Origin of the sequence: Azoarcus sp. L1K30, assembly GCF_018122735.1 — a bacterium.
GTDB lineage: Bacteria > Pseudomonadota > Gammaproteobacteria > Burkholderiales > Rhodocyclaceae > Parazoarcus.
Genome location: NZ_JAGRRD010000001.1, coordinates 287746 through 313095 on the forward strand (window position 1 = coordinate 287746; position 25350 = coordinate 313095).

The following is a 25350-nucleotide window of genomic DNA, read 5'->3' on the forward strand; positions in this document are numbered from 1 at the left end:
GGACCTGCCATGATCATCGACATTCACGGCCATTACACGACCGCACCCAAGGCGCTGGAAGAATGGCGCAACCGCCAGATCGCCGGCATCAAGGACCCCGCATCGATGCCCAAGGTGTCCGAGCTGAAGATCAGTGACGACGAACTGCGCGAGACCATCGAGACCAACCAGCTCGCCAAGATGAAGGAGCGCGGCTCCGACCTGACCATCTTCTCCCCGCGCGCCAGCTTCATGGCCCACCACATCGGCGACTTCAACGTGTCCTCGACGTGGGCGGCGATCTGCAATGAGCTGTGCTATCGCGTCAGCCAGTTGTTTCCGGACAACTTCATCGGTGCTGCCATGCTGCCGCAGTCGCCCGGTGTCGACCCCGCGACCTGCATTCCGGAGATGGAGAGGTGCGTCAAGGAGTACGGGTTCGTCGGTATCAACCTCAACCCCGATCCGTCCGGTGGCCACTGGACCAGCCCGCCGCTGTCGGACCGCGCCTGGTACCCGATCTACGAAAAGATGGTGGAGCTGAACATCCCGGCCATGGTGCACGTCAGCACCAGCTGCAACAGCTGCTTCCACACCACCGGCGCGCACTACATCAACGCCGACACCACGGCCTTCATGCAGTGTCTGACCTCGGACCTGTTCAAGGACTTTCCCGAGCTGAAATTCGTGATCCCGCATGGCGGTGGCGCCGCACCCTATCACTGGGGCCGCTACCGTGGTCTGGCGCAGGAGCTCAAGAAGCCCTTGCTCAAGGATCACCTGCTGAACAACATCTTCTTCGACACCTGCGTGTATCACCAGCCGGGCATCGATCTGCTGACCAAGGTCATTCCGGTCGAAAACGTGCTGTTCGCCTCGGAAATGATCGGTGCCGTGCGCGGTATCGATCCTGAGACCGGCCACTATTTCGACGACACCAAGCGCTATATCGAAGGCGCGAACCTGACGGCCGATCAGCGCCACATGATCTACGAAGGCAATGCGCGTCGCGTCTATCCGCGCCTCGATGCCGCATTGAAGGCCAAGGGCCTGTAAGGAGAATCGACATGAGCCTGCCCATGAACCAGCTTGGTATCGTCAAGCGCAACATCGTCCGTGCCGACAAGGCCGCGGTGGAAAAACTCTCGCGCTTCGGCGTGGCCACCATCCATGAGGCGATGGGCCGCGTCGGCCTGATGAAGCCCACCATCCGCCCGGTCTATACCGGTGCCGCCACCTGCGGCACGGCCGTCACCGTGTTGCTGCAGCCGGGCGACAACTGGATGCTGCACGTCGCCGCCGAGCAGATCCAGCCGGGCGACGTGGTCGTTGCCGGCTGCACTGCCGACAGCACCGACGGCTTCTTCGGCGATCTGCTCGCCACCTCGTACAAATCGCGTGGCGCCAAGGGGCTGATCATTGACGGCGGCGTGCGCGATGTGAAGGATCTCACCGAGATGAATTTCCCGGTGTTCAGCCGTGCCATCCATGCCAAGGGCTGCACCCGCGCCACGCTCGGTTCGGTGAACATTCCGGTGGTGTGTGCCGGTGCCGTGGTCAATCCGGGTGATGTCGTCATCGCCGATGCCGACGGCGTGGTCGTCGTGCCCGCGGCGATCGCACAACAGGTGGCCGACGCCGCCGAAGCCCGCGAGAACAACGAGACGGCCAAGCGCGAGCGCTTCGCCGCCGGCGAACTCGGTCTCGACATGTATGCACTGCGCGAGCCCCTGGCCAAGGCCGGGCTCAAGTACATCGACTAAGGGGCGCGTAAATGGAATTTACCAAGACCCCCGGCTGGCTCGACTGGTATGCCGGCCCGGCCAAACCCCGATTCCAGGTGCCCGCAGGCGCAGTGGACGCCCACTGTCACGTGTTTGGCCCCGGCGCCGAGTTTCCCTACGCGCCCGAGCGCAAGTACACGCCGTGCGACGCCAGCAAGGCCCAGCTCTACGCCTTGCGCGACCACCTCGGCTTTGCCCGCAACGTGGTCGTGCAGGCCACCTGCCATGGTGCGGACAACCGCGCCATGGTCGACGCGCTGGTCAATTCGGGCGGCAAGGCGCGTGGCGTGGCCACCGTCCGTCGCACCATTACCGACCAGGAATTGCAGGATCTGCATGCGGCAGGCGTGCGCGGCGTACGTTTCAACTTCGTCAAGCGCCTGGTCGACTTCACCCCCAAGGACGAACTGCTGGAGATCGCCAATCGCATCGCCCCGCTGGGCTGGCACGTGGTGATCTACTTCGAGGCGGTTGACCTGCCCGAGCTGTGGGATTTCTTCACTGCGCTGCCGACGACGGTGGTGGTCGACCACATGGGGCGGCCGGACGTGAGCAAGCCGATCGACGGGCCCGAGTTCGAGCTCTTCGTCAAGTTCATGCGCGAGCATTCGAATGTGTGGTCCAAGGTGAGCTGCCCCGAGCGTTTGTCCGTCACCGGCCCGAAGGCCCTGAATGGCGAGCAGAATGCCTATCGCGACGTGGTGCCGTTCGCCAGGCGTATCGTGGAAGAGTTTCCCGATCGTGTGCTATGGGGCACCGACTGGCCGCATCCCAACCTGAAGGACCACATGCCCGACGATGGCCTGCTGGTGGACTTTATCCCCCACATTGCGGTGACGGCCGAGCTGCAGAAGAAGCTGCTGGTGGATAATCCGATGCGGCTCTACTGGCCGGAGGAGTGTTGATCATGGCGCTGGACAAACCGTACCAGGACATTCCCGGCACCATCATTTTCGATGCCGAACAATCGCGCAAGGGCTACTGGCTCAACCAGTTCTGCATGTCGCTGATGAAGGCCGAAAATCGCGCCCGCTTCAAGGCCGACGAGCGCGCCTATCTCGACGAGTGGGCGATGACCGAGGAGCAGAAGCAGGCCGTGCTGGCGCGCGACCTGAACTGGTGCATGCGCACCGGCGGCAACATCTACTTTCTTGCAAAGATCGGTGCCACCGACGGCCTGAGCTTCCAGCAGATGGCCGGCAGCATGACCGGCATGACCGAAGCCGAATACCGCGACATGATGATCAAGGGCGGGCGCTCGGCCGAAGGCAATCGCCACTTGGGCGAAGACGGCGACGCGCAACCGCAGCACCAGCCGCAAGGCGCCGCCGGCAAGAACAAGGGAGCCTGAGCATGGCCAAGATTTCCGCATCCGTTTACACCTCGCACGTGCCGGCCATCGGCGCGGCGATCGATCTCAAGAAGACCGGCGAGGAATACTGGCAGCCGCTGTTCAAGGGCTACGAATATTCCAAGCAGTGGATGAAGGACAACACGCCCGACGTGATCTTTCTCGTCTACAACGACCATGCCACGGCCTTCAGCCTGGACATGATTCCGACCTTTGCCATCGGTACCGCGGCCGAATTCACGCCGGCGGACGAGGGCTGGGGCCCGCGTCCCGTGCCCAAGGTGATCGGCCACCCTGAGCTTGCCTCGCACATTGCACAGAGCGTGATCCAGGACGATTTCGACCTCACCATCGTCAACAAGATGGACGTCGATCACGGCCTCACCGTGCCGCTGTCGCTGATGTGCGGCGAGCCACAGGCCTGGCCGTGCCCGGTCATCCCCTTCGCGGTCAACGTGGTCCAGTATCCGGTGCCGTCGGGCAAGCGTTGCTTCATGCTCGGACAGGCCATCCGCAAGGCGGTCGAATCCTTCGACCAGGACCTCAAGGTACAGATCTGGGGGACGGGCGGCATGAGCCACCAGCTGCAGGGGGCACGTGCCGGCCTGATCAACCGCGAATGGGACAATGCCTTCCTCGACCGTCTGATCGCAGACCCCGCCGACCTGGCGCAACTGCCGCACATCGACTATGTGCGCGAAGCCGGCTCGGAAGGCATCGAGCTGGTCATGTGGTTGATCGCGCGTGGCGCCATGAGCGACGTCAACGGCGGTCCGGCACCCACGCTCAAGCACCGCTTTTATCATGTGCCCGCATCCAATACCGCGGTGGGCCATCTGATTTTGGAGAACAACTGATGAGCAAGACGATCAAGGTCGCGCTGGCCGGCGCCGGCGCCTTCGGTATCAAGCATCTGGACGGCATCAGGAACATCGACGGCGTCGAAGTCGTCTCCCTGATTTCGCGTGACCTCGACAAGACCCGTGAGGTTGCGGCCAAGTACGGCATCGGCCACGTCACCACCGAACTCGCCGACAGTCTGGCGCTGCCGGAGGTCGACGCCGTCATCCTGTGCACGCCGACGCAGATGCACGCCGATCAGTCGATCCAGTGCCTGAAGGCCGGCAAGCATGTGCAGGTCGAGATCCCGCTCGCCGATACGCTGAAGGGCGCCGACGAAGTGGCGGCGCTGCAGAAGTCGACCGGCCTGGTCGCGATGGTCGGCCACACCCGTCGTTTCAACCCCAGTCACCAGTGGGTGCACAACAAGATCACCGCGGGCGAGTTCAACATCCAGCAGATGGATGTGCAGACCTACTTCTTCCGTCGCACCAACATGAATGCGCTGGGCCAGCCGCGCAGCTGGACCGACCACCTGCTGTGGCACCATGCCGCGCACACGGTCGACCTGTTCGCGTACCAGGCCGGCAGCCCGATCGTGCAGGCCAACGCCATCCAGGGGCCGATCCACCCGACCCTGGGGATCGCCATGGACATGAGCATCCAGCTCAAGGCCGCCAACGGTGCGATCTGCACCCTGTCGCTGTCGTTCAACAACGAAGGCCCGCTGGGCACCTTCTTCCGCTACATTGGCGACACCGGCACCTATATCGCCCGTTACGACGATCTGTTCAACGGCAAGGAAGAGCAGATCGATGTCAGCAAGGTGGCGGTGTCGATGAACGGTATCGAACTGCAGGACCGCGAGTTCTTCGCCGCCATCCGCGAAGGGCGCGAGCCCAACTCCAGCGTGGGCAAGGTGTTGCCCTGCTATCAGGTGCTGCATCAGCTCGAGCAGCAACTGAACGCTGCCTGAACCTGTCGCATCCGACGACAACCGGCTCCATCCTCACGGCTGGAGCCGTTTCCATTTTGAGGAGTCCTGCATGCAACAACGTTCTCTCGGTCCATTCCAGGTGGGGGCGATCGGCCTGGGCTGCATGAACCTGAGCCACGCCTACGGCGTCCCACCGTCGGCAGACGTCGCCGAATCCGTGCTGCTGCGCGCGCTCGATCTCGGCATTACCCATTTCGATACCGCGGCGCTGTATGGTTTCGGTGCCAACGAAACCCTGGTCGGCAAGGTGCTGTCCCGCCACCGTTCGCGCTTTACCCTGGCGAGCAAGTGCGGCATGACCGGCGTTGACGGCAAGCGCGTCATCGACGGTCGTCCGGATACGCTCAAGCGCACCTGCGAAGAGGCGCTCAAGCGGCTGCAGACTGACGTTATCGATCTCTATTACCTGCATCGCTGGGACAAGAAGGTGCCGATCGAGGACAGTGTCGGCGCGCTTGCCGAACTGGTGCGCGAGGGCAAGATCCGCAGCATCGGGCTGTCGGAAGTGTCTGCCGGTACGCTGCGCAAGGCGCACGCGGTGCATCCGGTCGCCGCGGTGCAGACCGAGTATTCGCTGTGGACGCGCAACGCCGAGATTGCCGTACTCGACGCCTGCCGTGACCTGGGTGTGAGTTTTGTCGCCTTCAGCCCGGTGGCGCGCGGTTTTCTCGCCGATGCGCTGAAAACCACCGCGGACGTCGAGGCATTCGATGCCAAGGACATCCGTCGAGCCATGCCGCGCTTCCAGGGCGATAGTTTCGCCGCCAATCTGCGTCTGCTCGACGGCTATCGCTCCCTGGCGGTGCGCGCCAACTGCACCCCCGCGCAACTCGCACTGGCCTGGCTGCTCGCCCGTGGTGATCACATCCTGCCGATCCCCGGCACCACCAGCACCGCCCATCTCGAAGAAAACGTCGCTGCCGCGGATGTCGTGCTCGGGACGGACATCCTTGCGGAACTCGATGCGCTGATCAACCGTCACACCGTGACCGGCCCCCGCTACCCGGCGAGTACCCAGCCGGAGATCGACACCGAGGAGTTTGATCACGCATGAACGATCCCGCAGCGCGTTCGGGCCGGCGCCGCGCAAGGCGGCTGGCTGCCGCGGTACTGCTGGCCTTCTTTCTGCCGCTGGGCGGTTCGGCCGCGCTGCATTACGTGGGGGATGTGCATGCGGCCGACTGGCGTACCGCCCGGCGTGACAGCAGCGGCCAGGCGCCCGACCCGGCGCTGACGCGGGAAGCGGTGATCCAGGTCTATGCGGCACGCGCAGTGCGGTGGCGCGGCATCTTCGGCGTGCATACCTGGATCGCAGCCAAAACGCGTGACGCCGATCACTACACGCGTTTCGAGGTCATGGGCTTTGGCGTGTCACAGGGACGCCAGGCTGTCCGCATTCATCAGGGCATCCCGGATGCCTACTGGTTCGGCAGCGAACCCACCTTGCTGCGCGACGTACGCGGCGGTGAGGAGGTCGATGCGCTGATCGCCCGCCTGAGCGAGGCGGCCGCACACTATCCGCATGCGAACGAGTACCGCATCTGGCCCGGCCCCAACAGCAACACCTTCACTGCCTACCTGGCGCGTGAAGTGCCCGAACTCCGCGTTGAACTGCCATCTACTGCGATCGGCAAGGACTACCTGCCGGAAGGCGCGTTACTCGGTGCGGCACCCAGCGGGTCGGGCGTCCAGGTTTCCGTGCTGGGCTTGCTCGGCGTCACGGTCGCGGCGGAGGAGGGGCTCGAACTGAGCCTGCTCGGCCTGAGCCTGGGTGTGGATGTGTGGCCGCCGGCGATCAAGCTGCCGGGCATCGGGCGTATCGGTGTGCCGGAACATTTGCCGGACAGCGAGTACTGGGGGGTACGCAGGGTGACACCTTGAATGCCTGTTCCGGTAGCACGCAAACAGACGCTAGTCGCTTTCGGGACAGGCGAAGACCGCGATTTTCCCGGTCCGTGTGACCTGTCCGCATCCTGGCTTCTATTCCACCGGTACGATCAGTACGACCCGGCGATTCTGGGCTCGTCCTTCAGCCGTGGCGTTGTCGGCAATCGGGTACTTGTTGCCGAGTCCGCGCCGGATCACGCGGTCATGACGGAAGCCGTGACTTTCAATCTCCCTGGCTACCGTCTCCGCACGGCGTTCGGACAAGGACTGGTTGTAACGGGCGTCGCCGGTACTGTCCGTGTGTCCTTCCACGCGCATTCTGTCGATGCCGACGGATTCGAGCATGGTAACGACGTTGCCAATCGTATCGCGGGCAGAAGGTGTCAAACGGTCGGTGTCGGAGTCGAAGAGGATGGCGCCGTCCATCTTCAGGCTCCAGTTACCGTCGGTGTCGGTAAATCCGATCTTGCGCATGACCGCGATCTGTTCGTCCGAGAACCCTCCGGGATTCGTGGCCGGCGTCTGGCACGCCACAAGCTGCGTGACGAGCAGAACGACCAATCCGGCTTGTCTGAAAAATCGGAAGAAACGGGACCTCATGCATGCTCCTCGGCAGGGTCGGAGGCAATGCCGTGGACACGATATTGCCCACGACCGCTCCGTTTGGCTTCGTACATGGCCTTGTCGGCAGCACGTAACAGTTGATCTGCGTCTTGTGCGTGATCGGGGTAGAGTGCAACGCCAATGCTGACACCGGGGTCGATCTGCGTATTCTCGTTGAGAACCATTGGCTCAACCATAGAGGCAAGAATCTTCTCCGCAATCCGCAGCGCATCGTCCAAGCAGCGAAGCGGTGACAGCAGGACGGCAAACTCGTCGCCACCCAGGCGTGCAACCAAGTCGCCTTCACGTAGTACGCGCCTGGTGCGCAGGCCGACTTCAACCAGCAGCGCATCGCCAGCGGCATGGCCAAAGCGGTCATTGATCGACTTGAAGCGGTCGTTGTCGAGGTACAGCACACCGATGAGGGTGCCCTGCTGCCGGGCGTCGACGATCGCCTGATCGATGCGTGCGGAAAAACCGGCACGGTTGGCGAGACCGGTCAAGCTGTCGTGCATCGCAAGGTGCGACAGGGACATGTTTGTCTGTTCGAGGTGCGACTGACGGACGAGGAGCGCTGCGTTCTTCGCCTGGATCTCGCCCAGAAGGGCATTGAAATCCTTGCCGAGCTGGTCGAATTCGACGATATCGAACTTCGGTAGACGGCGCTCGAAGTCCCGGTCCTGAAGTGCGGTGTGGGCAATCGACCCAAGTGCATCGAGCTGCGACACGATTCGTGCTGCCATTCTGCGTGCAAGGGCCCATGTCGACAGGCCGGCGATGCACAGGCACGCCAAGGTGGCCAGGAGCGCCTTGAGGAAAAATCCTGCGAATACGCCTCCGCCGCCGCGCAACTCGACTCGCCCCAGCTGTTGTTGCGCGCGGATGAGATCGGTCCCGGTCTGGTCGGGAAACAGGAGGCCACCGAGATGGATGCCGACGCGTTCGAGTAATGAATCCGCAGGACGTTCAACACGCGCGATCAGCTTGCCGGATGCATCGAAAAGGGATGCCTGCCAGAGGTTCTCGCGGGTCGCGATCTGCGTGAGGATCTCCGTCGCCGTCTCGTCGTCGCCGAACATGACGGCCGCTTCGCTGGAGTAGGCGATCGTGCGTGCAACCAGGTTCAGATTATCGGTGACCTGCGTCCGAAGCACCACGAAGGTGATCAGTGCCAGCGACAGCCCCAGCAGCATTAGTCCGAGCGCCGAAGAGGCGAGATAGGCCCGACGTAGCGCCGAAAAGAGCGTAGTAGTCGGATTCTTCATGATCCGATGGGACGAAGTCGTTTGGACAGTCGCAGAACTTGCGGGTTGATGCGCAACTCGCTGCGGGAAATGGCGTTGAGATTGGCAGAGAATCGCGTGCTACCTGACTGGTCTTCGAAGCAGAACATGCCGCCGGCCGAACAGAACTCGCTACCCTCCCCGATGCTCAGGACCGGCGCGGTGACAATCTGCTGCAGAAGGGCGCTAGTCTCGTCGGGGGGCAGATTGCCTACGTAGACGATGTCGCAACGCTGCACGGCTGCTTCGCCGGGTGCGAGATCCTTCACCACATAAGAGCGCCCGGTCTCGAGCCAGCTGGCCGATTGTCGAATCGACACTGCAGCAGTGGTGGATCCGACGATGCAGAGACGGACCGGATTGGGATCTGACGGCCAACGGGTGTAACTCAGGATTCCCCACACTGCCTCGCCCCGACTGACCTGATTGCCGGCCACGATGTCGTTCCCGGCACGACTCGCCGAGACGCCGGCGGCCAGCGAGGCAAGCGCGCAGAGCAGTGCCGTACGGCGACGCAGCGTTGGTAATCGAAGGAACATGAATCGACCAGTCGGCAAGCAAGTTGGAGCACGATGAAACGGTCGCGAACGCGAAACCGCTCGGCGTATCCGAAGAGGTCGGCATTTTACCCCAATGTGCTGGCGGTCGGCACGACTTGCATATTCCGCTGGCCTGCGGTTGAAGGCAGCAGGCGCGGACTCGACGGGCAAGACCCGGTCAATTCCGATGCCGGGCGATCGGTCGGAGAATGGCTTTGTGGTCGGAAAATGATATGCAGGGGCCGGATGGGGCCGGAACGCGCGCCTGCATTTCCGTCTACATGCTAAGACGGGAATGCGGGGTGTGCAGGCGCGCGCCTTGCCAGGCGCCACACCTGATTCGCGCGTTCAGTCGAGCAAAGACGCGAGCTTGAATGCCGTGTCCGCGGCTTGCGCTGGCGTAGGCCCAACACCGCGTTCGAGCAGTTTGCGCCCCGCCATGTGATCCTGGGGCTGGTTGATCGAGTCGATGGCAATCAGCGTGCCGGCGCGGAAATAGCACACCGAGAACTGGCGTGTGCATGCATCGCCGCGGGTGACCACGGTGTCGTAGCCGGCGGAAAGGCCCACCATCTGCAGCTTGACGTCGTACTGGTCGGACCAGAACCACGGTGCGGCGGTGAAGGGACGATCCTTGCCCATCAGGGCGGCGGCGGCGGATTTGCCCTGTTCCACCGCGTTCTGCACCGACTCCAGGCGTAGTAGGCTGCCATCGCTCAGGCGCCGGGCGGTGCAGTCGCCGCTGGCGACGATGTGCGGGTCGGCGGTACGCGAGCAGGCGTCGACGATGATGCCGCGCTCGCAGGGAAGACCGGCGGCGTCTGCAAGTTCGGCGTTGGGCAGGATGCCGATGCCGACGACGAGGATGTCTGCGGCGAATTCCCTTCCGTCGGCGGTGCGCACGGCGCGGACCTTGCCCGCGTCGCCCACCAGTTCGACGACCTGGGCGCCGAGCTCGATGCCGACGCCATGATCGCGATGCAGCTGTGCATAGAAGTCGGAGACGGGCGGTGCGACGACCCTCGCCATCAGGCGCTCGGCCGCTTCCAGCACGGTGACCTGTCTACCCTGCTTGGCGGCCACGGCGGCGAACTCGAGGCCGATGAAACCGCCGCCGATCACCACGACGCGTCTGGCGTCTGCCAATGCCGAAGCAATACGGCGTGTGTCGTCCAGCGTGCGCAGCGCGAAAATGCCGCCCAGCGCATCTGCGCCGGGAAGCGGAAGCGGGCGGGCGCGCGAGCCAGTGGCCAGTGCCAGGCCGGCATAGGACAGGCTGCGGCCGTCCGACAGGCTCACGACGCGTTGCACGCGGTCGATGGCAAGGACCTCGACCCCACTGACCAATTCGATCTGCTTCTTGGCGAGGGCTTCGGGCGCGCGAATGGTGAGCTGCGCCTCGCTGGCTTCGCCGGCGAGATAGGCTTTCGACAGCGGCGGACGGTGGTAGGGCGCGCAGGGCTCGTTGCCGATCATCACGATGCGGCCGGTGTGGCCTTCGCTGCGCAGCGATTCGGCCACCTGCAGGCCGGACTGGCCTGCGCCGACGATGATCATCGTGCCCGCCGAGTCGGCGGCTGCCTGGGGCGCGTTCATGTCAGCTCTGGGCGTCGGGCATGCGCACGATGAGGCCGTCCAGATCGGCCGTGGCCTTGATCTGGCAGCTCAGGCGGCTGGTGGGGCGGCGCTCGGCAACCACGTTTTCGAGCATTGCGAGCTCGTTCTCGGCGGCGGCCGGGATGCGGTCGGCCCAGGCCTCATCGACGTAGCAGTGGCAGGTGGCGCAGGCGCAGGAGCCACCGCATTCGGCTTCGATGCCTTCGACGCCGTTCGACATGGCGGCCTGCATCAGGCTCCAGCCTTCGGTGACGTCGATCTGTTGCTCGGAGCCGTTGGGCTCGATATAGGTAACCATGACCATGATGCTTCTCCTTTGGGGGATCTGTCTGTGCCGCGCGACGACGTCGAGGTCGCCGCGCGGTAAATCGTAATATCCGTAATACTCAGATGCGTGCCAGGTCCAGGCGCAGCGGGCTGCGGAAGGTCGAGGACGGCATCCACGGCAGGTGCTCCTGCACGCGCTGATAGTCGGGCACGACCTGATGGAAAGCCTCCATCGCCGCCTTGACTGAGATGCGTGCGATGGTGGTACCCAGGCAGGCATGCACCGCACCACCGAAACCGAGGTGACCCTTGGGTTTGCGGCTAATGTCGTAGACATCGGGATTGGGGAATTGACGCTCGTCGCGGTTTCCCGATCCGTAGGCAAGACAGACGAAATCGCCTTCGCGCATGGTCTGACCATGCAGGGTGTGGTCACGGGTCAGGCAGCGGCGGAAACGCTGCGCCGAGGTATTGAAGCGCAGCGACTCTTCAACCGCGTCGACCAGTAGCGCCGGATTGGCGACGCACTGACGGCGGGCGTCGGCGTGATCGGCCATGTTGAGCGCAAACATGCCCATGAAACCGCCAAGCGATTCGATGCCGGCCATGATCAGCGTGGTGACCGTGAGCAGCACTTCGCGCTCGTCCAGCCGGTCGCCGTCGATCTCGGCCATCGAAAAGTGCGAGATAAGATCGTCCTGGGGCTTCTGGCGGCGTTCCGCGATCACCTTGCTCGCATACTCCTGCATCCAGTTGTAGGCGGCGATGTGCTCGGGGCCTTTCTGCCGCGTCGCCGCATCGGACTGCACCATGGTGACCGCCTTCTCGCGCACCTGGGCTTCGTCGCCCAGCGGCAGGCCGAGGGCGGCGAATAGCACGCGCACGGTGAACTTCGACGAGAAGTCCTCGATGAAGTCGAACTGCTTCATGTCGGCCAGCGGCGCGGCCGTTTCGTGGGCGATCTGCTTGATCGGCTCGACCAGACTCTCGAGGTTGCGCTTCATGAACGCATGTTGCACCAGGCCGCGCAGGCGATCGTGGCGCGGGGGATCGGTGGTGCCGAGGGTGGCGCCGGCACGGTTCGGCAGCTCGGTCATCAGGTTGCCCTTGGCCGACGAGAAGGTCTGCCAGTCGTTCAGGGCGGTGACGATGTCGGCGTAGCGCGACAGCACCCACATGTTGGCTTCCTTGCTCCAGAAGCAGGGATGTTCGTCGCGCAGTGTCTTGTAATAAGGAAACGGATCCGCGTCTACCGCGGGCGAGTAGGGATCGAAACTGAACATCGGTTGTCTCCGGCCGTTCTAGGTTTGTATTGCGTCGAATCAGCGTGTTGCAGTGATGGCGCAGTTGCACTATAGGTCAGCATGGTTATTCGAGTCAGTGCAATAATCTGGCCTGTGCTTGTACTTTTCGATCAAATTGCTTTGCCTCATTCAGGGTGCGCCGCAACATGCAGAGGAGTCCGTCCCCCATCCCCGCCCGGTCTGGCGCGCTTGCCCGCGGGCAGGCCATTCCTGCGTTCTCGTTATATGGCGAGATCGGGATACCCACGCTCGAGATGCTGCATATCGAGGAAATCGAATCGCGCAGCAGCCTGTACCAGTGGGAGATCGATCCCCATCTTCACAGCGGGCTCTATCAGGTGGTCTGGGTCGGGCAGGGCAGCGCGCTGGTGACGCTGGACGAATGGCGCGAGGAGGCGCTCGGGCCGGCGGCGGTGGTGATACCGCCTGGCGTGGTGCACGGTTTCCAGTTCGCGCCAGGCACGCAAGGGGTGGTGCTGACCGTCAATGCGCGATTCCTGGTCGAGGGCGAGTTGCAGACGGCGGGGGAATCCTTGCGCGAACTGTTTGCCGGGCCACGCCTGGTCCATTTCGACCGTGACGATGCGACGGTGCTGCGCCTCGAAGGCTTGCTGCGCCAGCTCGGAGACGAGTTCGCCAGCCACGATGCCGGTGATGCGCCGGTGGTGCGCTGGCTGGCGCAGGCGGCGGTGTGGCGGCTGGCACAGGCATGCGCGCGCGATGTGATGGCAGGTTCGGGCAAGCGCGCGCGCCATCACCAGGCCCTGTTTACCCGCTTCGTGCTCCTGGTGGAGGAGCACTTTCTCAAGCACTGGCCGGTGTCACGCTATGCAGCTCAACTGGGGCTGAGCACGCCCAGCCTGAACCGGCTGGTGCAGGCGGCGAGCGGGCGTTCGGCGCTGGAACTGATCCATGATCGGGTCAGCCGCGAGGCCTGTCGCAGACTGGTGTACATCGCGGCACCGGTCGCGGTGATCGCCGCCGAGCTGGGTTTTGAAGACCCCGCCTACTTCTGCCGATTCTTCAAGCGCCGCCTTGGGGTGAGCCCCTCGGCCTATCGCGAACAGCACGGGGGATGATCCCCCGCGCCAGCGCGCCAGATTCAGCCCGGGAAGGAAAATCGAAGGATCGCCAGCACGACGCCTGCCAGACACGCAAGAGGGGAGAACAGCCAGCGCCATACGATGAGCCGCGGGCGAAAGCCGACGCCAGCGACGAAGCCGGCGCTCATGGCCCAGAACAGCGCCATCGCGGCCCAGTGGTCGGCACCGCCATCGGGCGAGGCGAGTACGCCGGGCCCGATGGTGATGCCAAGCATGATGGCGATGGCCGCGAACAGCGGCAGCACGCGGATGCGGCCGCCTTGCTCGGTGGCTTCAACGGGGCGGTTGGTCATCATCGGTGCCTGCCGGGTTGGATCCGGCTGTACGGGCCGCTTCGCGAGCCGCTTCATTCTCGCCCCACATCGCGTTCAGGATCGCCAGCAGAACGGCAAAGCCGATACCCAGTACCCAGGTGAAATACCACATCGTGTGCTCCTTTCTCTGTTGGCTCAGTAGGCCGAGTGTTCGTTTTCGCGGATGTAGGCCGTCGTGACCTTGCCCGACATCACCTTGTAGGCCCAGCTCGTGTAGATGATGATCAGGGGCATGAAGAGGATCGTGGCCCAGAACATGATGCCCAGCGTGCGATGGCTGGAGACGCTGTCCCATACGGTCAGGCTGGCCGCCGGCATCGTCGAGGACGGCATCAGGAAGGGGAACATCGACACCCCGGCGGTGCCGATCACGCCGACGATGGCGAGCGACGATGCGACGAAGGCGATCAGCGTGCGACCGCGTGCCACCATCAGCATTGCCATGGCCGCCCCCAGATAGGCCATCGCCGGCACGATCAGCGTCAGCGGCATTGTGCGGTAGTTGGCGAACCATGCGCCGCTTTGCTGCACGACGGTTTTCGCCAGCGGGTCGGGCTGGGCGGCCGCATCGACGACCGAGGTGATGGCATAGCCGAAATTGCCCTGAGACAGCCACACCCCGGCGGCGGTGAAGCCCGCCAGCATCAGCGCGCCGAAAATCAGCGCCGCTGCACGGGCACGGCGATGGATGTCGCCCTCGGTGCGGTGGGCCAGATATACCGCACCGTGAAAGGTGATCATCGCCGTACTGACCACCCCGGCCAGCAGCGCGAACGGGTTCAGCAGTGCCCAGAACGACCCGGTGTAGGAGGACACCAGATTGTTGTCGAAGTGAAAGGGCACCCCCTGCAACAGGTTGCCGAAGGCAACGCCGAAGATCAGCGGTGGCACTGCACCGCCCACGAACAGGCCCCAGTCCCACGTGCTCCGCCACGTGGCGTTGTGGATCTTGCTGCGGTAGTCGAATCCCACCGGCCTGAAGAACAGCGCCCACAGTACCGCCAGCATGGCCCAGTAAAAGCCGGAGAAGGCCGTGGCATACACCAGCGGCCAGGCGGCGAAGATGGCACCGCCGCCGGTGATGAACCACACCTGGTTGCCATCCCAGTGGGGCCCCACGGTGTTGATCACGACACGGCGCTCTTCATCGTTCTTGCCGACGAAGGGCAGCAGCGTGCCGACGCCCATGTCGTGGCCGTCCATGATGGCGAAGCCCACGAGCAGCACCCCCACGAGCAGCCACCAGATGAATTTCAGGGTCGGGTAGTCGAAAATCATGATGTTGGCTCCTGATCAGGCGTGCGCGCCGGCGTGACGGGTTTCGTTGAGGTAGCGACCGGTGCCGAGACTGCCCGGTCCCTGGCGTGCGAAGCGAACCATCAGGTACATCTCGACCACCAGCAGCAGGGTGTAGAAACCGACGAAACCGGCGAGTGAGCCGTAGAGGCTCTCCACCGTGAGTGTCGATACCGACAGGTGCGTCGGCAGTACGCCATAAATGGTCCATGGCTGGCGACCGTACTCGGCGACAAACCAGCCCATCTCGCACGCCAGCCACGGCACCGGCAGGAACCATAGCGCCCACTTCAGCAGCCAACCGCGGGTAGCGAAGTCGCCCTTGATCGAATACCACAGCGCGAGACCGAACAGCGCCAGCATGGCGAAGCCCATCGCCACCATGATGCGGAAGGTCCAGAACAGCGGGGTCACGCGGGGCAGGGTGTCGCGGGCGGCGCGGTCGATGATCTCCGGGGTGACGTCGTCCATCGACACGACATACTTCTTGAGTAGCAGACCGAAGCCGAGATCGGCTTTCACTTTGTCGAAGGCCGTGCGGGTGGCTTCGTCGGCCGAGCCCTGACGCAGCTTTTCGAGCAGTCTCACCGCTTCGATGCCGGTGACCACGCGCTCGCGGTTCCTGACCAGAATCTCGTTCAGACCGGGGAGTTGCTTGTCGAACGAACGCGTGCCGATGATGCCCATCATCCACGGAATCTGCACCGCGAAGTCGTTCTTCATCTCCGCCTGATTGGGGATGGCAACAAGGTTGAAGCCGGCGGGCGCGGGTTCGGTTTCCCACATGGACTCGATGGCTGCGAGTTTGGTCTGCTGGGCTTCGCCGAGCGCATAACCGGACTCGTCGCCGAGCACGATCACCGAACATACCGACGCGAAACCGAAGGCAGCCGCGATGCGGAAGCTGCGCTTGGCGAACTCGATGTCGCGCCCGCGCAGCAGATACCAGGCCGAAATCGACAACACGAACATCGCGCCGGTGACATAGCCGGCCGATACGGTATGAACGAACTTGTCCTGCGCGACCGGGTTGAACAGCACCGACCAGAAGTCGGTGAGTTCCATGCGCATGGTTTCGTAGCTGAATTCCGCGCCTACCGGGTTCTGCATCCAGCCGTTGGCGATCAGGATCCACAGCGCCGACAGGTTGGTACCCACCGCCATCAGGATCGTCACCAGCAGATGCTGGCGGCGCGAAAGGCGGTCCCAGCCGAAGAAGAACAAGCCGATCATGGTCGATTCGAGGAAGAAGGCCATCAGCCCCTCGATCGCCAGCGGGGCACCGAAGATGTCGCCCACATAGTGCGAGTAGTAGGCCCAGTTGGTCCCGAACTGGAACTCGAGGGTGATTCCGGTGGTGACGCCGAGCGCGAAATTGATGCCGAACAGCTTGCCCCAGAACTGGGTCATGTCACGGTAGATGGTCTTGCCTGTCATCACATAGACGCTTTCCATGATGACCAGCAACCAGACCATGCCCAGCGTGAGCGGCACAAACAGGAAGTGGTACATCGCTGTCGCGGCGAACTGCAGCCGCGACAGATCCACGAGTTGTTCACTGACCATCGTGTTCTCCATCAGTCGGGGTTTGTTGTTTTGCAGATGCGGGGGCTACGAACCTGTTTGCGACCCTCTCCGGCGCGACGGCTACGCTGTCGTCGCGAACGAACAGCCACCAAAGCGCCGTGATCAGGACCAGCTTGATGACGACGATGATGACGAGTTCGCGAACGAGTTTGCGGTTTGAAATGTTTGGGGATGGCATGGAGGTGTCCAGGTTCGTCAGCATCCTATCAAGATCTGTACCAATCCATAAAGCATTAAAAAGTTGATAAAAATCAACTTAATATTGAAGTTATGAAGTACTTCTCTTGATCCGTTTGTGTCACTGTGGCAGAGTTGTGCCACTCAAAATGACAGGAGTGGCAGTCAATGTCCCCGGATCCGCGCCCCTTGCCCGAGCTTGTCTCCTTCATCGAGACCCTGCCCGAACCACACATCCTGTGCGATCGCGAATACCGCATCATTGCCGCCAATGCGGCCTACCGTACGTCGTGCGCGGACGGGCGCAGCGTGGTGGGCCGCACCTGCTTCGATGTCTCGCATCACTACAGCGTTCCCTGTGATCGGGCCGGCGAGTCCTGTCCTTTGTCGCGCAGTGTGCAGTCCGGGCAGCGCGAGCGCGTGCTGCACCTGCATCACACGCCCCGCGGCGAGGAGTACGTCAATATCGAGCTTTCGCCGGTGCGCGACGGTGGTGGCGAGATCGCCTGGTTCATCGAAAAAATGGAGCCGATGCCGGTGGCGCGCGGGGTGTCCGACAATCACGGACTCATCGGGCGTGCACCGGCCTTTCAGCGCATGCTCGAACTCGTCATGCGGGTCGCGCCCTCGGAAGCGAGTGTGCTGCTGCAAGGCGAATCCGGCACCGGCAAGGAACTGGTGGCCAGCGCGGTGCACCAGGCCAGCCGACGCGCCGATCGGCCTTTCGTGGTCGTGGATTGCTCGGGGCTGCCCGATACCCTGTTCGAGAGTGAAGTCTTTGGCCATGAGCGCGGCGCCTTCACCGGCGCGGTCGCACGCAAGCCTGGGCTCGTCGAGGCCGCCAGCGGCGGCACGCTATTTCTCGACGAAGTCGGCGACATTCCGTTGAGCATGCAGGTCAAGCTGCTGCGTCTGCTCGAGACCGGCACCTATCGGCGGGTCGGCTCGACCGAACTGCGCCGCGCCGATATCCGCCTGGTGTCGGCCACCCATCGGCCCTTGCAGGAGATGATCCGCGAGGGCACCTTCCGTCAGGATCTTTACTTCCGCCTCAACACGTTTCCGATCGTCGTGCCGCCGCTGCGCCAGCGTCTGGAAGACCTGCCCTTGCTCGTCAGCTCGCTGCTCGACCGCGTGGCGCCCCGGCGCGCGCTCAAGCTCTCCGACGAGGCGATGCACGTACTGCTTGCCTATGACTTCCCCGGTAACGTGCGGGAGCTGCGCAACGTGCTCGAGCGGGCCAGCCTGATGTGCGACGGCGAGCTCATTGCGCCGGAACACCTGGCAGACGAGGTCAGGCTGCGCGCGCTCGACAGCCCGGGGGAAGGTCGTCCCGACCGGACGGCAACGGGCGGTGACGGTGGCACGGAATTGATGGATCTGGGTGCAATCGGGCAGCGGGTATTGCGCCAGGCCGTCGTGTCGCACCGAGGCAGCCGGCGCGAACTGGCGGCGCGACTCGGCATGAGCGAGCGAACGCTTTACCGCCGGCTGAAGGCGCTCGGCCTGGACAAGCTACGCGACTGACTGCTGCCATCGGACACTGTCATGGCGTCGGGCTGATTGCCATATTGGCAGTTGTGGCAGTGCCCATGCGTTGCCAATCGCCCTGTTTTCGCGGGGTCGGCTTCTTCGCACCGCTGGCACGCCGTTTGCTGTTGGAGGGACGAAGCGAGGTTGTGCTGCGAAGGCTGCCCGGTCGTCACCTCCGACCCCCAACCCCTTGGGGCAGCCAACCGCCCGATGAGCGCCCGGTACGGGGTTCCATCCAGCCTCGCTTTGTTTTTTCTTCCCGATTTCCGGGTGCCGATGACGATGAGCACACGAGGATGCACGCATGTCCGATTGCCTTGATGAGCGTCGAAAACTTCTGATTGCGACCACTGGCGTCGGTGCTGTCGCCCTGGCTGCTGCGGCCGTTCCCTTTGTCGCCAGCCTCACCCCCTCGCAGCGCGCACGCGCGGCCGGCGCGCCGGTCGAGGCCGATGTCAGCCGGCTGGCCGCGGGCGAGATGATGACGGTGGAGTGGCGTGGCAAACCTGTGTGGATTCTGCGCCGCACGCCGGACATGCTGGCCGGGCTTGAAGCGCACGAAGCAACGCTGGCTGACCCCGCGTCTGATGAGAATCAGCAGCCCGCGTACGCGACCAATCGCCATCGTTCCATCAATCCCGAGTATCTGGTGGTGGTCGGCATCTGCACCCATCTGGGCTGCTCCCCTTCCGAGAAGTTCGTCGCGGGGCCGGACAGTGGCGTCCGCGCCGACTGGCCGGGGGGTTTCCTGTGCCCGTGCCACGGGTCGACCTTCGACCTTGCGGGGCGCGTTTTCCTGAGTCAGCCGGCACCGACCAATCTCGAAGTGCCGCCCTACATGTGGCTGTCGGATACGGTGCTTCGTATTGGCGAAGACGGGTCGGGGCTTGCCTGAACATCCCGGCTCCGCGTGGCCGTACAGGGACGACACCTCCGGTGCCGCCCGCTGTGCCGAGATACCGAAGCCTCGTCGTCGAGGCCACACTCACCAGGAGGACCCATCATGAGAGTTGCAGTCACAAGCCAGAACTTCAGAACCGTCACCGCGCACGCAGGCAAGGCGCGGCGCTTTCTGATCTACGACGTCAGCAATCCGTGTTCGCCGCGCGAAGTCGAGCGGCTGGACCTGCCGATGGAGATGTCATTCCATGAATTTCGCGGCGTGCAGCACCCGATCGACGGTGTGGATGCGATCGTGACCGGCGGTGCGGGCGAAGGGTTCGTGGCCCGCATGGGACAACGTGGTATCGAGGTTGTCATGTGTGGCGAAGATGACCCCCTGCAGGCGGTGAAGGATTACCTGGGCGGCACGGTCAAACCTGTGCCCCCCGGCGACCACGACGATCACCATCATCGAGGCGATCATCAGCACTGACCGGGCTTGACATGGGGTGTGACGGCGGGCGGAGGCTAGCCGCAAGGGGACTGAATGGGAACTCGGCCAGAAAATTGTGGGTTGAACGTTGAGCAGGTGCGTCGCGGCGAGCATGTGACCTTCATGCCGATCGAAGGTCATGTCACCGGGCTGATCGGCTACATGCTGGGCGACCCCGCCGCCCGGCTTGCCGTTGTCATCGACCCGCCGCTAGGCGGGACCGAGCTGATTCTTGCGCTGCTGGCCGAGGGGGCCCAGCGTCTGAGCATGGTCGTTCGCACGCACGTGCATGCGAACGACCGCGAGGGCGACAGTTGCGCCGGCCTGTGCGAGCGCACGGGCGCGACGCTGGTGGTGGGGCATACGCCGCATTCGCACGCACCGACCGGTGTGTGTGCCGTCCACCATGGCGACATGCTCACCTTCGGCGGCGAGACCCTGAGCGTCCTGGCCACGCCGGGACACACGATGGACAGTGTCAGCTATCTGTGGCGAGACCGTCTGATGTGTGGCGACATGCTCGAGTTCGGCGGCGGGAGTGGCGAGGATGACCAGTCCAGTCCGGCGCTGCAGTACGACAGTCTGACCCGGCGCCTGTTCTCCCTGCCCGAGCAGACCCTGATCTTTCCGGCGCATCCGATGAAGGGGCGCAGGGTGGCGTTGCTCTCCGAGCTGAAAGGCCGATTGACACCCATGCTCGGCGCCGGGCGGGATGCCTTCATCGCCAGCATGGCGCTTCGCCGGACTGCAGTGGGCTGAATCCCGGACGGGCATCTGGCGCGCATCGATCGCGCGCCTGAGGGGCGGATGTGCGCCGGACCGCAGTCTTGCGGCGGTGGGCGGAAAAGTCTGCCCTATGCCACTTTCTGCGTCAGGTCGGCGAACACCGAAATCATTTCCGCGAGCACCGAAAAGTCGTGCGCTTCCACCAGCCGCTGCTGCGCCCGTTCCACGGCCGCAGCGTGTTCGGCGTTCGGCCGGTGTTGCAGCAGCGCGCGGTAGGCGGCGATCTCTTCGCCCAGATACCAGAATTCGTCATTGGTTTCCTTGAGCTTCTTGCCCTCGTCACGCAGCAACTGGGCGCAGCGGATGTTCAGCAGGCGGCGATGGATCGTCAGCGCCTGGGCCGGCAGTTCGCCGGGCAGGGCGAGCACCTGCACCCCGAGATCGCGACACCAGTTGCCAATGGCGGCGGGCAGGCTGCTTGCCATGTCGACGATGTCGAAGGGCTCGCGCAAGGTGCCGATGATGTCGGCGCGCAGATTGCGAAAGCCGACGTCCGCCAGCAGCAGGGTCGGCTTGTCCAGCGCCCGCATGAAGCCGTACTCCAGCGCCACGTTGGGGTTGAATTCGTCCTTCACCCGATCTTCCAGCACCGCCAGGCCATACTTGCAGCACAGCATGTACACACAGACGTTGGTCCACACCTGGCGGTCGCGCGGATACATGCGGTCGTCGGCGCGCAGACCCACGAGGCCCTGACGGCAAAGGGCGCGGCGCAATTCCTCGTCGAGCTGCGCGAGCAGCCGGTTGCCCGCGTCGAAGCGGGTCATGATGAACACGTTGCGACTGTAATCCGGGTGGTCTTGGAAAAAGCGCTCGCAATCGGGCGCCAGATGCGAATAGCCGGGCGGTAGTTGGAAATCGTCGATCACGCAGTGTGCTCCTCGGTATCAAGGCGCTGGTCGGTGAGGGCCCGGAAGCGCGCCTGGTAGCGGTGTGCCATGGCCACATCGGTGAAGTGTCGAAGGGCGCGGGCGCGTGCAGCCGATCCCATCAGCTGCAGGGCGTCGGCATCCATCTCGCGCCAGCGCTGCATGGCCCGGCAGAAAGCGGCAAAACTGGTGTCCTCGCAATAGATGGCGTGCTCGCCGAGCACTTCCACCAGCCCGTCCACCGGCGTACACACCACCGGAATGCCCCGTGCCGCGCCTTCCAGTGCGGCGAGGCCGAAGGGTTCGTACGTGGACGGCTGCACCAGCACGTCGATCGTATTGAAGAATGCGTCCAGGCGGGCGCCGCCGCACCAGCCCAGGTAGAGCACCCGCGCCTCGATCCCCAGGTCATGCACCAGATCGCGCGCGTAGGCGCTGAAAGCCTTGCCGGCGATCATGGCCTCGAAATTTTCGAAGCCGGGCTCGGTCAGCAGCATCTGGACATATTCCGGATGCTTGCGCGGCACCAGGCGGCCACAATAGCCCAGCACATTGCGCCGCGGCCGCACCGTCACCGGGGTCGGCGGCACGATGCCGTTGGCAACGACGCTGACGCGCGGGTTGAGGCGGGGGTAACCCAGCGTGTGGTAGTAGGCGCGCTCGGCCTCGGACACCAGCACGACTTCGTCGCACGCGGCGATGAGGCGCTCCTGTTCCATGACCGAGCCGTGCAGGTTCACCGCGTTGGAGATCTCCTCGTAGGCCAGCAGGGAATGAATGGTGAACATCGACCGGGCGCTGCCGGTGGCGTCGAGCAGACCCGGCCCATGATTGTACGAATGCACATGCACCACCGGCGCGCGAAAGTGGGCCAGTTCGGCTTCGCTGCCCACCGCCACGCAGGGCTGGTTGGCCAGGATCGCCTCGATTTCGTAGGGCTGGTATTCGTGATCGGTGACATACCAAAGGGCGCGCACGCCAATCGCGGCAAAGCCGCTGGCCAGCGCCTCGATCACGCTGCCGACGCCGCCCATGCGGTTGTGCGGCATCTCGTTGGTGATCTCGATGACGTCGAAATCGCGCTCGGCGGTATTGGTGATCACGGCTCGAACTCCGCCAGGCCGGCGTCGTCCGGCACCTGCAAGGTGCCCAGCACGCCGACCGCCCGGCATTCCACCGGAAATCGCTCCGGTGCCTCCCAGCTGCCGTCACTGCGCCGGGCGGCGAGAAAAACGCCGGCCACGCATTCGGTCAGGCAGGGATTGCAATCTTCCACATGGAAGTTGTGCACCGCCAGCACTTGATAAGAACCCGGCGCAATACCAGTCAGATCAATCCGGATCTCGCGCCTCGAGTGGTAACGCTGGCCGTAGCGGTCGATCCGGAACGGCGCCACGATCAGCACCGTCCCCGCCAGGCGGCAGGGGCTGGGCGCCGAAGAGATAGCCCGACACCCGCCCACCGCCGGTGCCGCCCCCGACGACGCCGCGCCGGTAGGGCTTGCCTGATTCCGCTGAGTCCTGTCCATCGTGGATGACTCTCAATAGGAATGCCAAGTTGATGCCGGCCTGTTAGAGGATTGGTCTATTGTGGCCCAGGGGCAGGGGCGGCTCAAGGTGAAGTTTGCCGTGCCAGGGCAGCTGGCGTTCCGGAGGGGGACACATCAGGTGATTTTGCCGACGCCGACATGGCATTTGGCAGGTTACCAATGCGCACGATTCCGGGAGTATTGCGTCTGCACCACGACGCTAGTCGTAGCCATCTTGAGATTGCCCGCCCCATTGTTGCGTCACCGACGACGGCAGGCGAGATTTTGCGGCAAGCCAAGCTGGCCGGCATCGGCTATCCGTTGTCGAGCGACATGACGGAGATTGTGTTCGATGCCGCCATCTATCCGCCAGCGGTGCTGTCCTTGAACAAACGGGCCGGGCCCATATAGATTGCGGTTCGTTGGGAACTGCACTGTATGGGTGTGACGCTCGATTTGTTGTTGCAGGAGTACAAGGCCGAGCATCCGGACGGACAACTCACTTTACTTATTAGTCCGGGACGCGCGGTCGTGTCGGCCAGGACATCACGAATGCGCTTCCCGAGCCAATCGCTTGGGCCGCAGCATGACCGCCATGAGCCTCTGCGATAACCTTGACCACAGCGAGACCAAGGCCGCTACCACCGGTCTTTTTTGAACGTGCCGGGTCGCCACGGCGAAAGGCATCGAAGATCTTGGCGGTCAGCGAGCTGTCAATACCGGGGCCGTCATCCTCGACGCTCAGATGGCAGAAGCCATTTGTCTGGTGTAGTCGCACCGAGATATGGCCCGGATCGGCATGCTGCAACGCGTTTTCCAAGAGCGCCATCAGCGCCTGGCGGATACGCACCACATCGCATTCCACGAGCAGGTCGGCATCGAGTTCGATACATAGCTCAAACCCTTGAGCTGCGAAGCGGGGGGCGAAGGCCTCCAGAACGGATCTGAGCTCGTCGGCCAGCCGGACCCTGACCCGCTGCACGTCCAGATGACCACTGTCGCTGAGACTCAGCACGCGCAGGTCTTCAATAAGGCGATTGAGGCCTTCCACTTGGCGCAGCAGTCCCTCGAAAAGTTCGCTACTGGGGCTGAATACACCTTCCGCCAGACCCTGCAGGCGCCCGCGCAGGATGGTGACCGGGGTGCGCAGTTCATGCGCGATGGCGGCGTTCCAGAACTCGCGCTCGCGGGTCATGCTCTGCAGGCGTTCGGCCATGGCGTTGAAGTCACGCACCAGTTGCGCCGTCTCGCCCATGGTTTGTTCGTCCAGCGGCGCTCGGGCGTCGAGCTTGCCCTCAGCTACTTCACGCAGGCTGTGCGCCACCGAATTCAGCGGCGTGATCAGGCGCCGTGACAGGCGAACGGCGACGAACACCGCCATGCTCAGCGCGGCGACGATGGTGCATACGATCCACAGCAGCTCCACCCGTGAGGGCACCATGGTGTCGGAGATACTGCCCGGCAGATAGGTCATGGCCAATGCATAGAACACGTAGGTGCCGATCACCGAGAGGCAGATGATACCCAGCGCCATCACCGCCAGGGATTGGATGATCTGCCGGCGCAGCCCCTGGGCCGGCTTCATGGCTCGGCGCCGAAACGATAGCCCACGCCCCAGACGCTGGCCGGTACGCCCTGGATGTCGAGCGCGTCGAGCTTCTTGCGCAGTTTGCTGATGTGGCTGTCCACGGTTCGCTCCTGGGTATCGCCTTCGGGCAGGCAGTTGACCAGCAGTTCGGCGCGGCTGAATACCCGCTTCGGCGAACGCATCAGGCAGGCCAGCAGCTTGAATTCGGTGAGGGTCAGCTCCAGCGTGTGCGCCTGGCCGTTTTGCTGCACGCTGGCTTCGTGGCTATCCAGGTCAATCTGGAAAGGGCCGACGCGCAGCATCTGCGTGACGGCGGGTGCGCTTACCCGGGTGCGCCTCAGCACCGCCTCCACGCGCGCAACCACCTCGGCCGGATTGAAGGGTTTGACCACGTAATCGTCGGCCCCCAGACGCAGCCCCATCAGCTTGTCGATGTCCTGATCGAGCGCGGTGAGCATGATCACCGGGGTGTCACCACGGGTTCGAATCTCGCTGAGCACCTTCCATCCGTCTAGCTGAGGCATCTGCACGTCGAGCAGTATTAAATCCGGCTTGAGCATCTGGTGCAGAGCCAGGGCCTGGTGGCCGTCGCTGGCGTGCTGGGTGCGCAGCCCGCTGCGTTGCAGGTAGGCGATGAGGATGTCGGCGATCTCGGCCTCGTCCTCGGCGATCAGCACCAGTGCCGGGGAAAGGGCGGTGGAGCTGGCGCGCGTGTTGGGATCGGTCATGGGCGGCTCGCAGAC

30 protein-coding genes are annotated in these 25350 nt (G+C 63.8%); 14 read left to right on the top strand and 16 right to left on the bottom strand.

The window, feature by feature from the left end; all coding sequences use genetic code 11:
• Window positions 1–9 precede the first annotated feature (9 nt).
• The 8 genes from J5J83_RS01325 (at window position 10) to J5J83_RS01360 (ending at window position 6832) form a co-directional block, all read left to right on the top strand.
• Window positions 10–1035, top strand: a complete 1026-nt coding sequence (locus tag J5J83_RS01325) for an amidohydrolase family protein (RefSeq protein WP_212344316.1) — start codon at window positions 10–12, stop codon at window positions 1033–1035.
• 11 nt (window positions 1036–1046) lie between these two features.
• Window positions 1047–1742, top strand: coding sequence for a 4-carboxy-4-hydroxy-2-oxoadipate aldolase/oxaloacetate decarboxylase (gene ligK / locus J5J83_RS01330; RefSeq protein ID WP_212344317.1), 696 nt, complete (start codon window positions 1047–1049; stop codon window positions 1740–1742).
• 11 nt (window positions 1743–1753) lie between these two features.
• A complete protein-coding gene (locus J5J83_RS01335) occupies window positions 1754–2668 on the top strand; it encodes an amidohydrolase family protein (protein WP_212344318.1) in 915 nt (304 codons plus the stop codon).
• A 2-nt stretch (window positions 2669–2670) separates the two neighbouring features.
• A complete protein-coding gene (gene ligA, locus J5J83_RS01340; RefSeq protein ID WP_212344320.1) occupies window positions 2671–3114 on the top strand; it encodes a protocatechuate 4,5-dioxygenase subunit alpha in 444 nt (147 codons plus the stop codon).
• A 2-nt stretch (window positions 3115–3116) separates the two neighbouring features.
• Window positions 3117–3971, top strand: a complete 855-nt coding sequence (locus J5J83_RS01345) for a class III extradiol dioxygenase subunit beta (RefSeq protein ID WP_212344323.1) — start codon at window positions 3117–3119, stop codon at window positions 3969–3971.
• A complete protein-coding gene (locus J5J83_RS01350; protein WP_212344325.1) occupies window positions 3971–4930 on the top strand; it encodes a Gfo/Idh/MocA family oxidoreductase in 960 nt (319 codons plus the stop codon). The genes J5J83_RS01345 and J5J83_RS01350 overlap by 1 nt, the downstream gene beginning before the upstream one ends.
• A gap of 70 nt (window positions 4931–5000) precedes the next feature.
• Window positions 5001–6005, top strand: coding sequence for an aldo/keto reductase (locus tag J5J83_RS01355; RefSeq protein ID WP_212344336.1), 1005 nt, complete (start codon window positions 5001–5003; stop codon window positions 6003–6005).
• Window positions 6002–6832, top strand: a complete 831-nt coding sequence (locus J5J83_RS01360) for a DUF3750 domain-containing protein (RefSeq protein ID WP_212344338.1) — start codon at window positions 6002–6004, stop codon at window positions 6830–6832. Before J5J83_RS01355 ends, J5J83_RS01360 begins: the two co-directional genes overlap by 4 nt.
• 99 nt (window positions 6833–6931) lie before the next feature.
• Here the strand turns inward: J5J83_RS01360 and J5J83_RS01365 are convergent, their stop codons facing one another.
• The 6 genes from J5J83_RS01365 to J5J83_RS01390 form a co-directional block, all read right to left on the bottom strand.
• Window positions 6932–7438 carry an OmpA family protein gene (locus J5J83_RS01365; protein ID WP_212344340.1) on the bottom strand — a complete coding sequence of 169 codons (507 nt, stop codon included), beginning with the start codon at window positions 7436–7438 and terminating at the stop codon, window positions 6932–6934.
• The gene (locus tag J5J83_RS01370; RefSeq protein WP_212344347.1) at window positions 7435–8706 is read right to left on the bottom strand and encodes a sensor domain-containing diguanylate cyclase; all 1272 of its coding nucleotides are present in this window, start codon (window positions 8704–8706) and stop codon (window positions 7435–7437) included. Before J5J83_RS01370 ends, J5J83_RS01365 begins: the two co-directional genes overlap by 4 nt.
• A complete protein-coding gene (locus J5J83_RS01375) occupies window positions 8703–9263 on the bottom strand; it encodes a YfiR family protein (RefSeq protein WP_212344356.1) in 561 nt (186 codons plus the stop codon). The genes J5J83_RS01370 and J5J83_RS01375 overlap by 4 nt, the downstream gene beginning before the upstream one ends.
• Window positions 9264–9611: 348 nt before the next feature.
• Window positions 9612–10859, bottom strand: coding sequence for an FAD-dependent oxidoreductase (locus tag J5J83_RS01380; RefSeq protein WP_249115579.1), 1248 nt, complete (start codon window positions 10857–10859; stop codon window positions 9612–9614).
• 1 nt (window position 10860) lies between these two features.
• On the bottom strand, window positions 10861–11184 hold the full coding sequence (locus J5J83_RS01385; protein ID WP_212344359.1) for a 2Fe-2S iron-sulfur cluster-binding protein: 324 nt from the start codon (window positions 11182–11184) through the stop codon (window positions 10861–10863).
• An 82-nt stretch (window positions 11185–11266) separates the two neighbouring features.
• Window positions 11267–12430, bottom strand: coding sequence for a cytochrome P450 (locus J5J83_RS01390; RefSeq protein WP_212344362.1), 1164 nt, complete (start codon window positions 12428–12430; stop codon window positions 11267–11269).
• Between the two features lie 167 nt (window positions 12431–12597).
• Between J5J83_RS01390 and J5J83_RS01395 the strand changes: the two genes are divergently transcribed.
• The gene (locus J5J83_RS01395; protein WP_249115580.1) at window positions 12598–13530 is read left to right on the top strand and encodes a helix-turn-helix domain-containing protein; all 933 of its coding nucleotides are present in this window, start codon (window positions 12598–12600) and stop codon (window positions 13528–13530) included.
• Window positions 13531–13553: 23 nt separating this feature from the next.
• Here J5J83_RS01395 and J5J83_RS01400 read toward each other — a convergent pair whose 3' ends face one another.
• From J5J83_RS01400 to cydP, 5 genes are read right to left on the bottom strand one after another with little or no spacing between them, the layout of a single operon-like run.
• Window positions 13554–13850, bottom strand: a complete 297-nt coding sequence (locus J5J83_RS01400; RefSeq protein WP_212344365.1) for a cyd operon YbgE family protein — start codon at window positions 13848–13850, stop codon at window positions 13554–13556.
• Complete coding sequence (cydX, locus tag J5J83_RS01405; protein ID WP_212344368.1) at window positions 13828–13980, bottom strand: cytochrome bd-I oxidase subunit CydX; 153 nt, start codon at window positions 13978–13980, stop codon at window positions 13828–13830. Before cydX ends, J5J83_RS01400 begins: the two co-directional genes overlap by 23 nt.
• Window positions 13981–14003: 23 nt before the next feature.
• A complete protein-coding gene (cydB, locus tag J5J83_RS01410; RefSeq protein ID WP_212344371.1) occupies window positions 14004–15146 on the bottom strand; it encodes a cytochrome d ubiquinol oxidase subunit II in 1143 nt (380 codons plus the stop codon).
• 15 nt (window positions 15147–15161) lie between these two features.
• Entirely contained in the window at window positions 15162–16730 is a 1569-nt protein-coding gene (locus J5J83_RS01415) for a cytochrome ubiquinol oxidase subunit I (protein ID WP_212344373.1), read from the bottom strand.
• On the bottom strand, window positions 16720–16953 hold the full coding sequence (gene cydP / locus J5J83_RS01420) for a cytochrome oxidase putative small subunit CydP (RefSeq protein ID WP_249115581.1): 234 nt from the start codon (window positions 16951–16953) through the stop codon (window positions 16720–16722). The genes J5J83_RS01415 and cydP overlap by 11 nt, the downstream gene beginning before the upstream one ends.
• Window positions 16954–17096: 143 nt before the next feature.
• Between cydP and J5J83_RS01425 the strand changes: the two genes are divergently transcribed.
• From J5J83_RS01425 to J5J83_RS01440, 4 genes are all read left to right on the top strand, one after another.
• Window positions 17097–18455 (top strand): sigma-54-dependent Fis family transcriptional regulator, encoded by a 1359-nt coding sequence (locus J5J83_RS01425; protein ID WP_212344375.1) that lies wholly within the window; start codon window positions 17097–17099, stop codon window positions 18453–18455.
• Window positions 18456–18765: 310 nt separating this feature from the next.
• Entirely contained in the window at window positions 18766–19356 is a 591-nt protein-coding gene (gene petA, locus J5J83_RS01430; RefSeq protein WP_212344377.1) for a ubiquinol-cytochrome c reductase iron-sulfur subunit, read from the top strand.
• 108 nt (window positions 19357–19464) lie between these two features.
• Complete coding sequence (locus tag J5J83_RS01435) at window positions 19465–19836, top strand: NifB/NifX family molybdenum-iron cluster-binding protein (RefSeq protein ID WP_212344379.1); 372 nt, start codon at window positions 19465–19467, stop codon at window positions 19834–19836.
• Between the two features lie 81 nt (window positions 19837–19917).
• A complete protein-coding gene (locus J5J83_RS01440) occupies window positions 19918–20595 on the top strand; it encodes an MBL fold metallo-hydrolase (protein ID WP_212344381.1) in 678 nt (225 codons plus the stop codon).
• 95 nt (window positions 20596–20690) lie between these two features.
• Here the strand turns inward: J5J83_RS01440 and J5J83_RS01445 are convergent, their stop codons facing one another.
• From J5J83_RS01445 to J5J83_RS01455, 3 genes are read right to left on the bottom strand one after another with little or no spacing between them, the layout of a single operon-like run.
• On the bottom strand, window positions 20691–21491 hold the full coding sequence (locus J5J83_RS01445; protein ID WP_212344383.1) for a hypothetical protein: 801 nt from the start codon (window positions 21489–21491) through the stop codon (window positions 20691–20693).
• A complete protein-coding gene (locus tag J5J83_RS01450) occupies window positions 21488–22594 on the bottom strand; it encodes a glycosyltransferase family 4 protein (protein ID WP_349251850.1) in 1107 nt (368 codons plus the stop codon). The genes J5J83_RS01445 and J5J83_RS01450 overlap by 4 nt, the downstream gene beginning before the upstream one ends.
• Entirely contained in the window at window positions 22591–22896 is a 306-nt protein-coding gene (locus J5J83_RS01455) for a hypothetical protein (protein ID WP_212344388.1), read from the bottom strand. The genes J5J83_RS01450 and J5J83_RS01455 overlap by 4 nt, the downstream gene beginning before the upstream one ends.
• A gap of 303 nt (window positions 22897–23199) precedes the next feature.
• Here J5J83_RS01455 and J5J83_RS01460 point away from each other — a divergent pair, with 303 nt between their 5' ends.
• Window positions 23200–23430 (top strand): hypothetical protein, encoded by a 231-nt coding sequence (locus tag J5J83_RS01460; RefSeq protein ID WP_212344391.1) that lies wholly within the window; start codon window positions 23200–23202, stop codon window positions 23428–23430.
• A gap of 100 nt (window positions 23431–23530) precedes the next feature.
• On the opposite strand, the gene J5J83_RS01465 is transcribed toward J5J83_RS01460, so the two are convergent.
• Window positions 23531–24604, bottom strand: coding sequence for an ATP-binding protein (locus tag J5J83_RS01465; RefSeq protein ID WP_212344393.1), 1074 nt, complete (start codon window positions 24602–24604; stop codon window positions 23531–23533).
• Entirely contained in the window at window positions 24601–25335 is a 735-nt protein-coding gene (locus J5J83_RS01470; RefSeq protein ID WP_212344396.1) for a response regulator, read from the bottom strand. Before J5J83_RS01470 ends, J5J83_RS01465 begins: the two co-directional genes overlap by 4 nt.
• Window positions 25336–25350 lie beyond the last annotated feature (15 nt).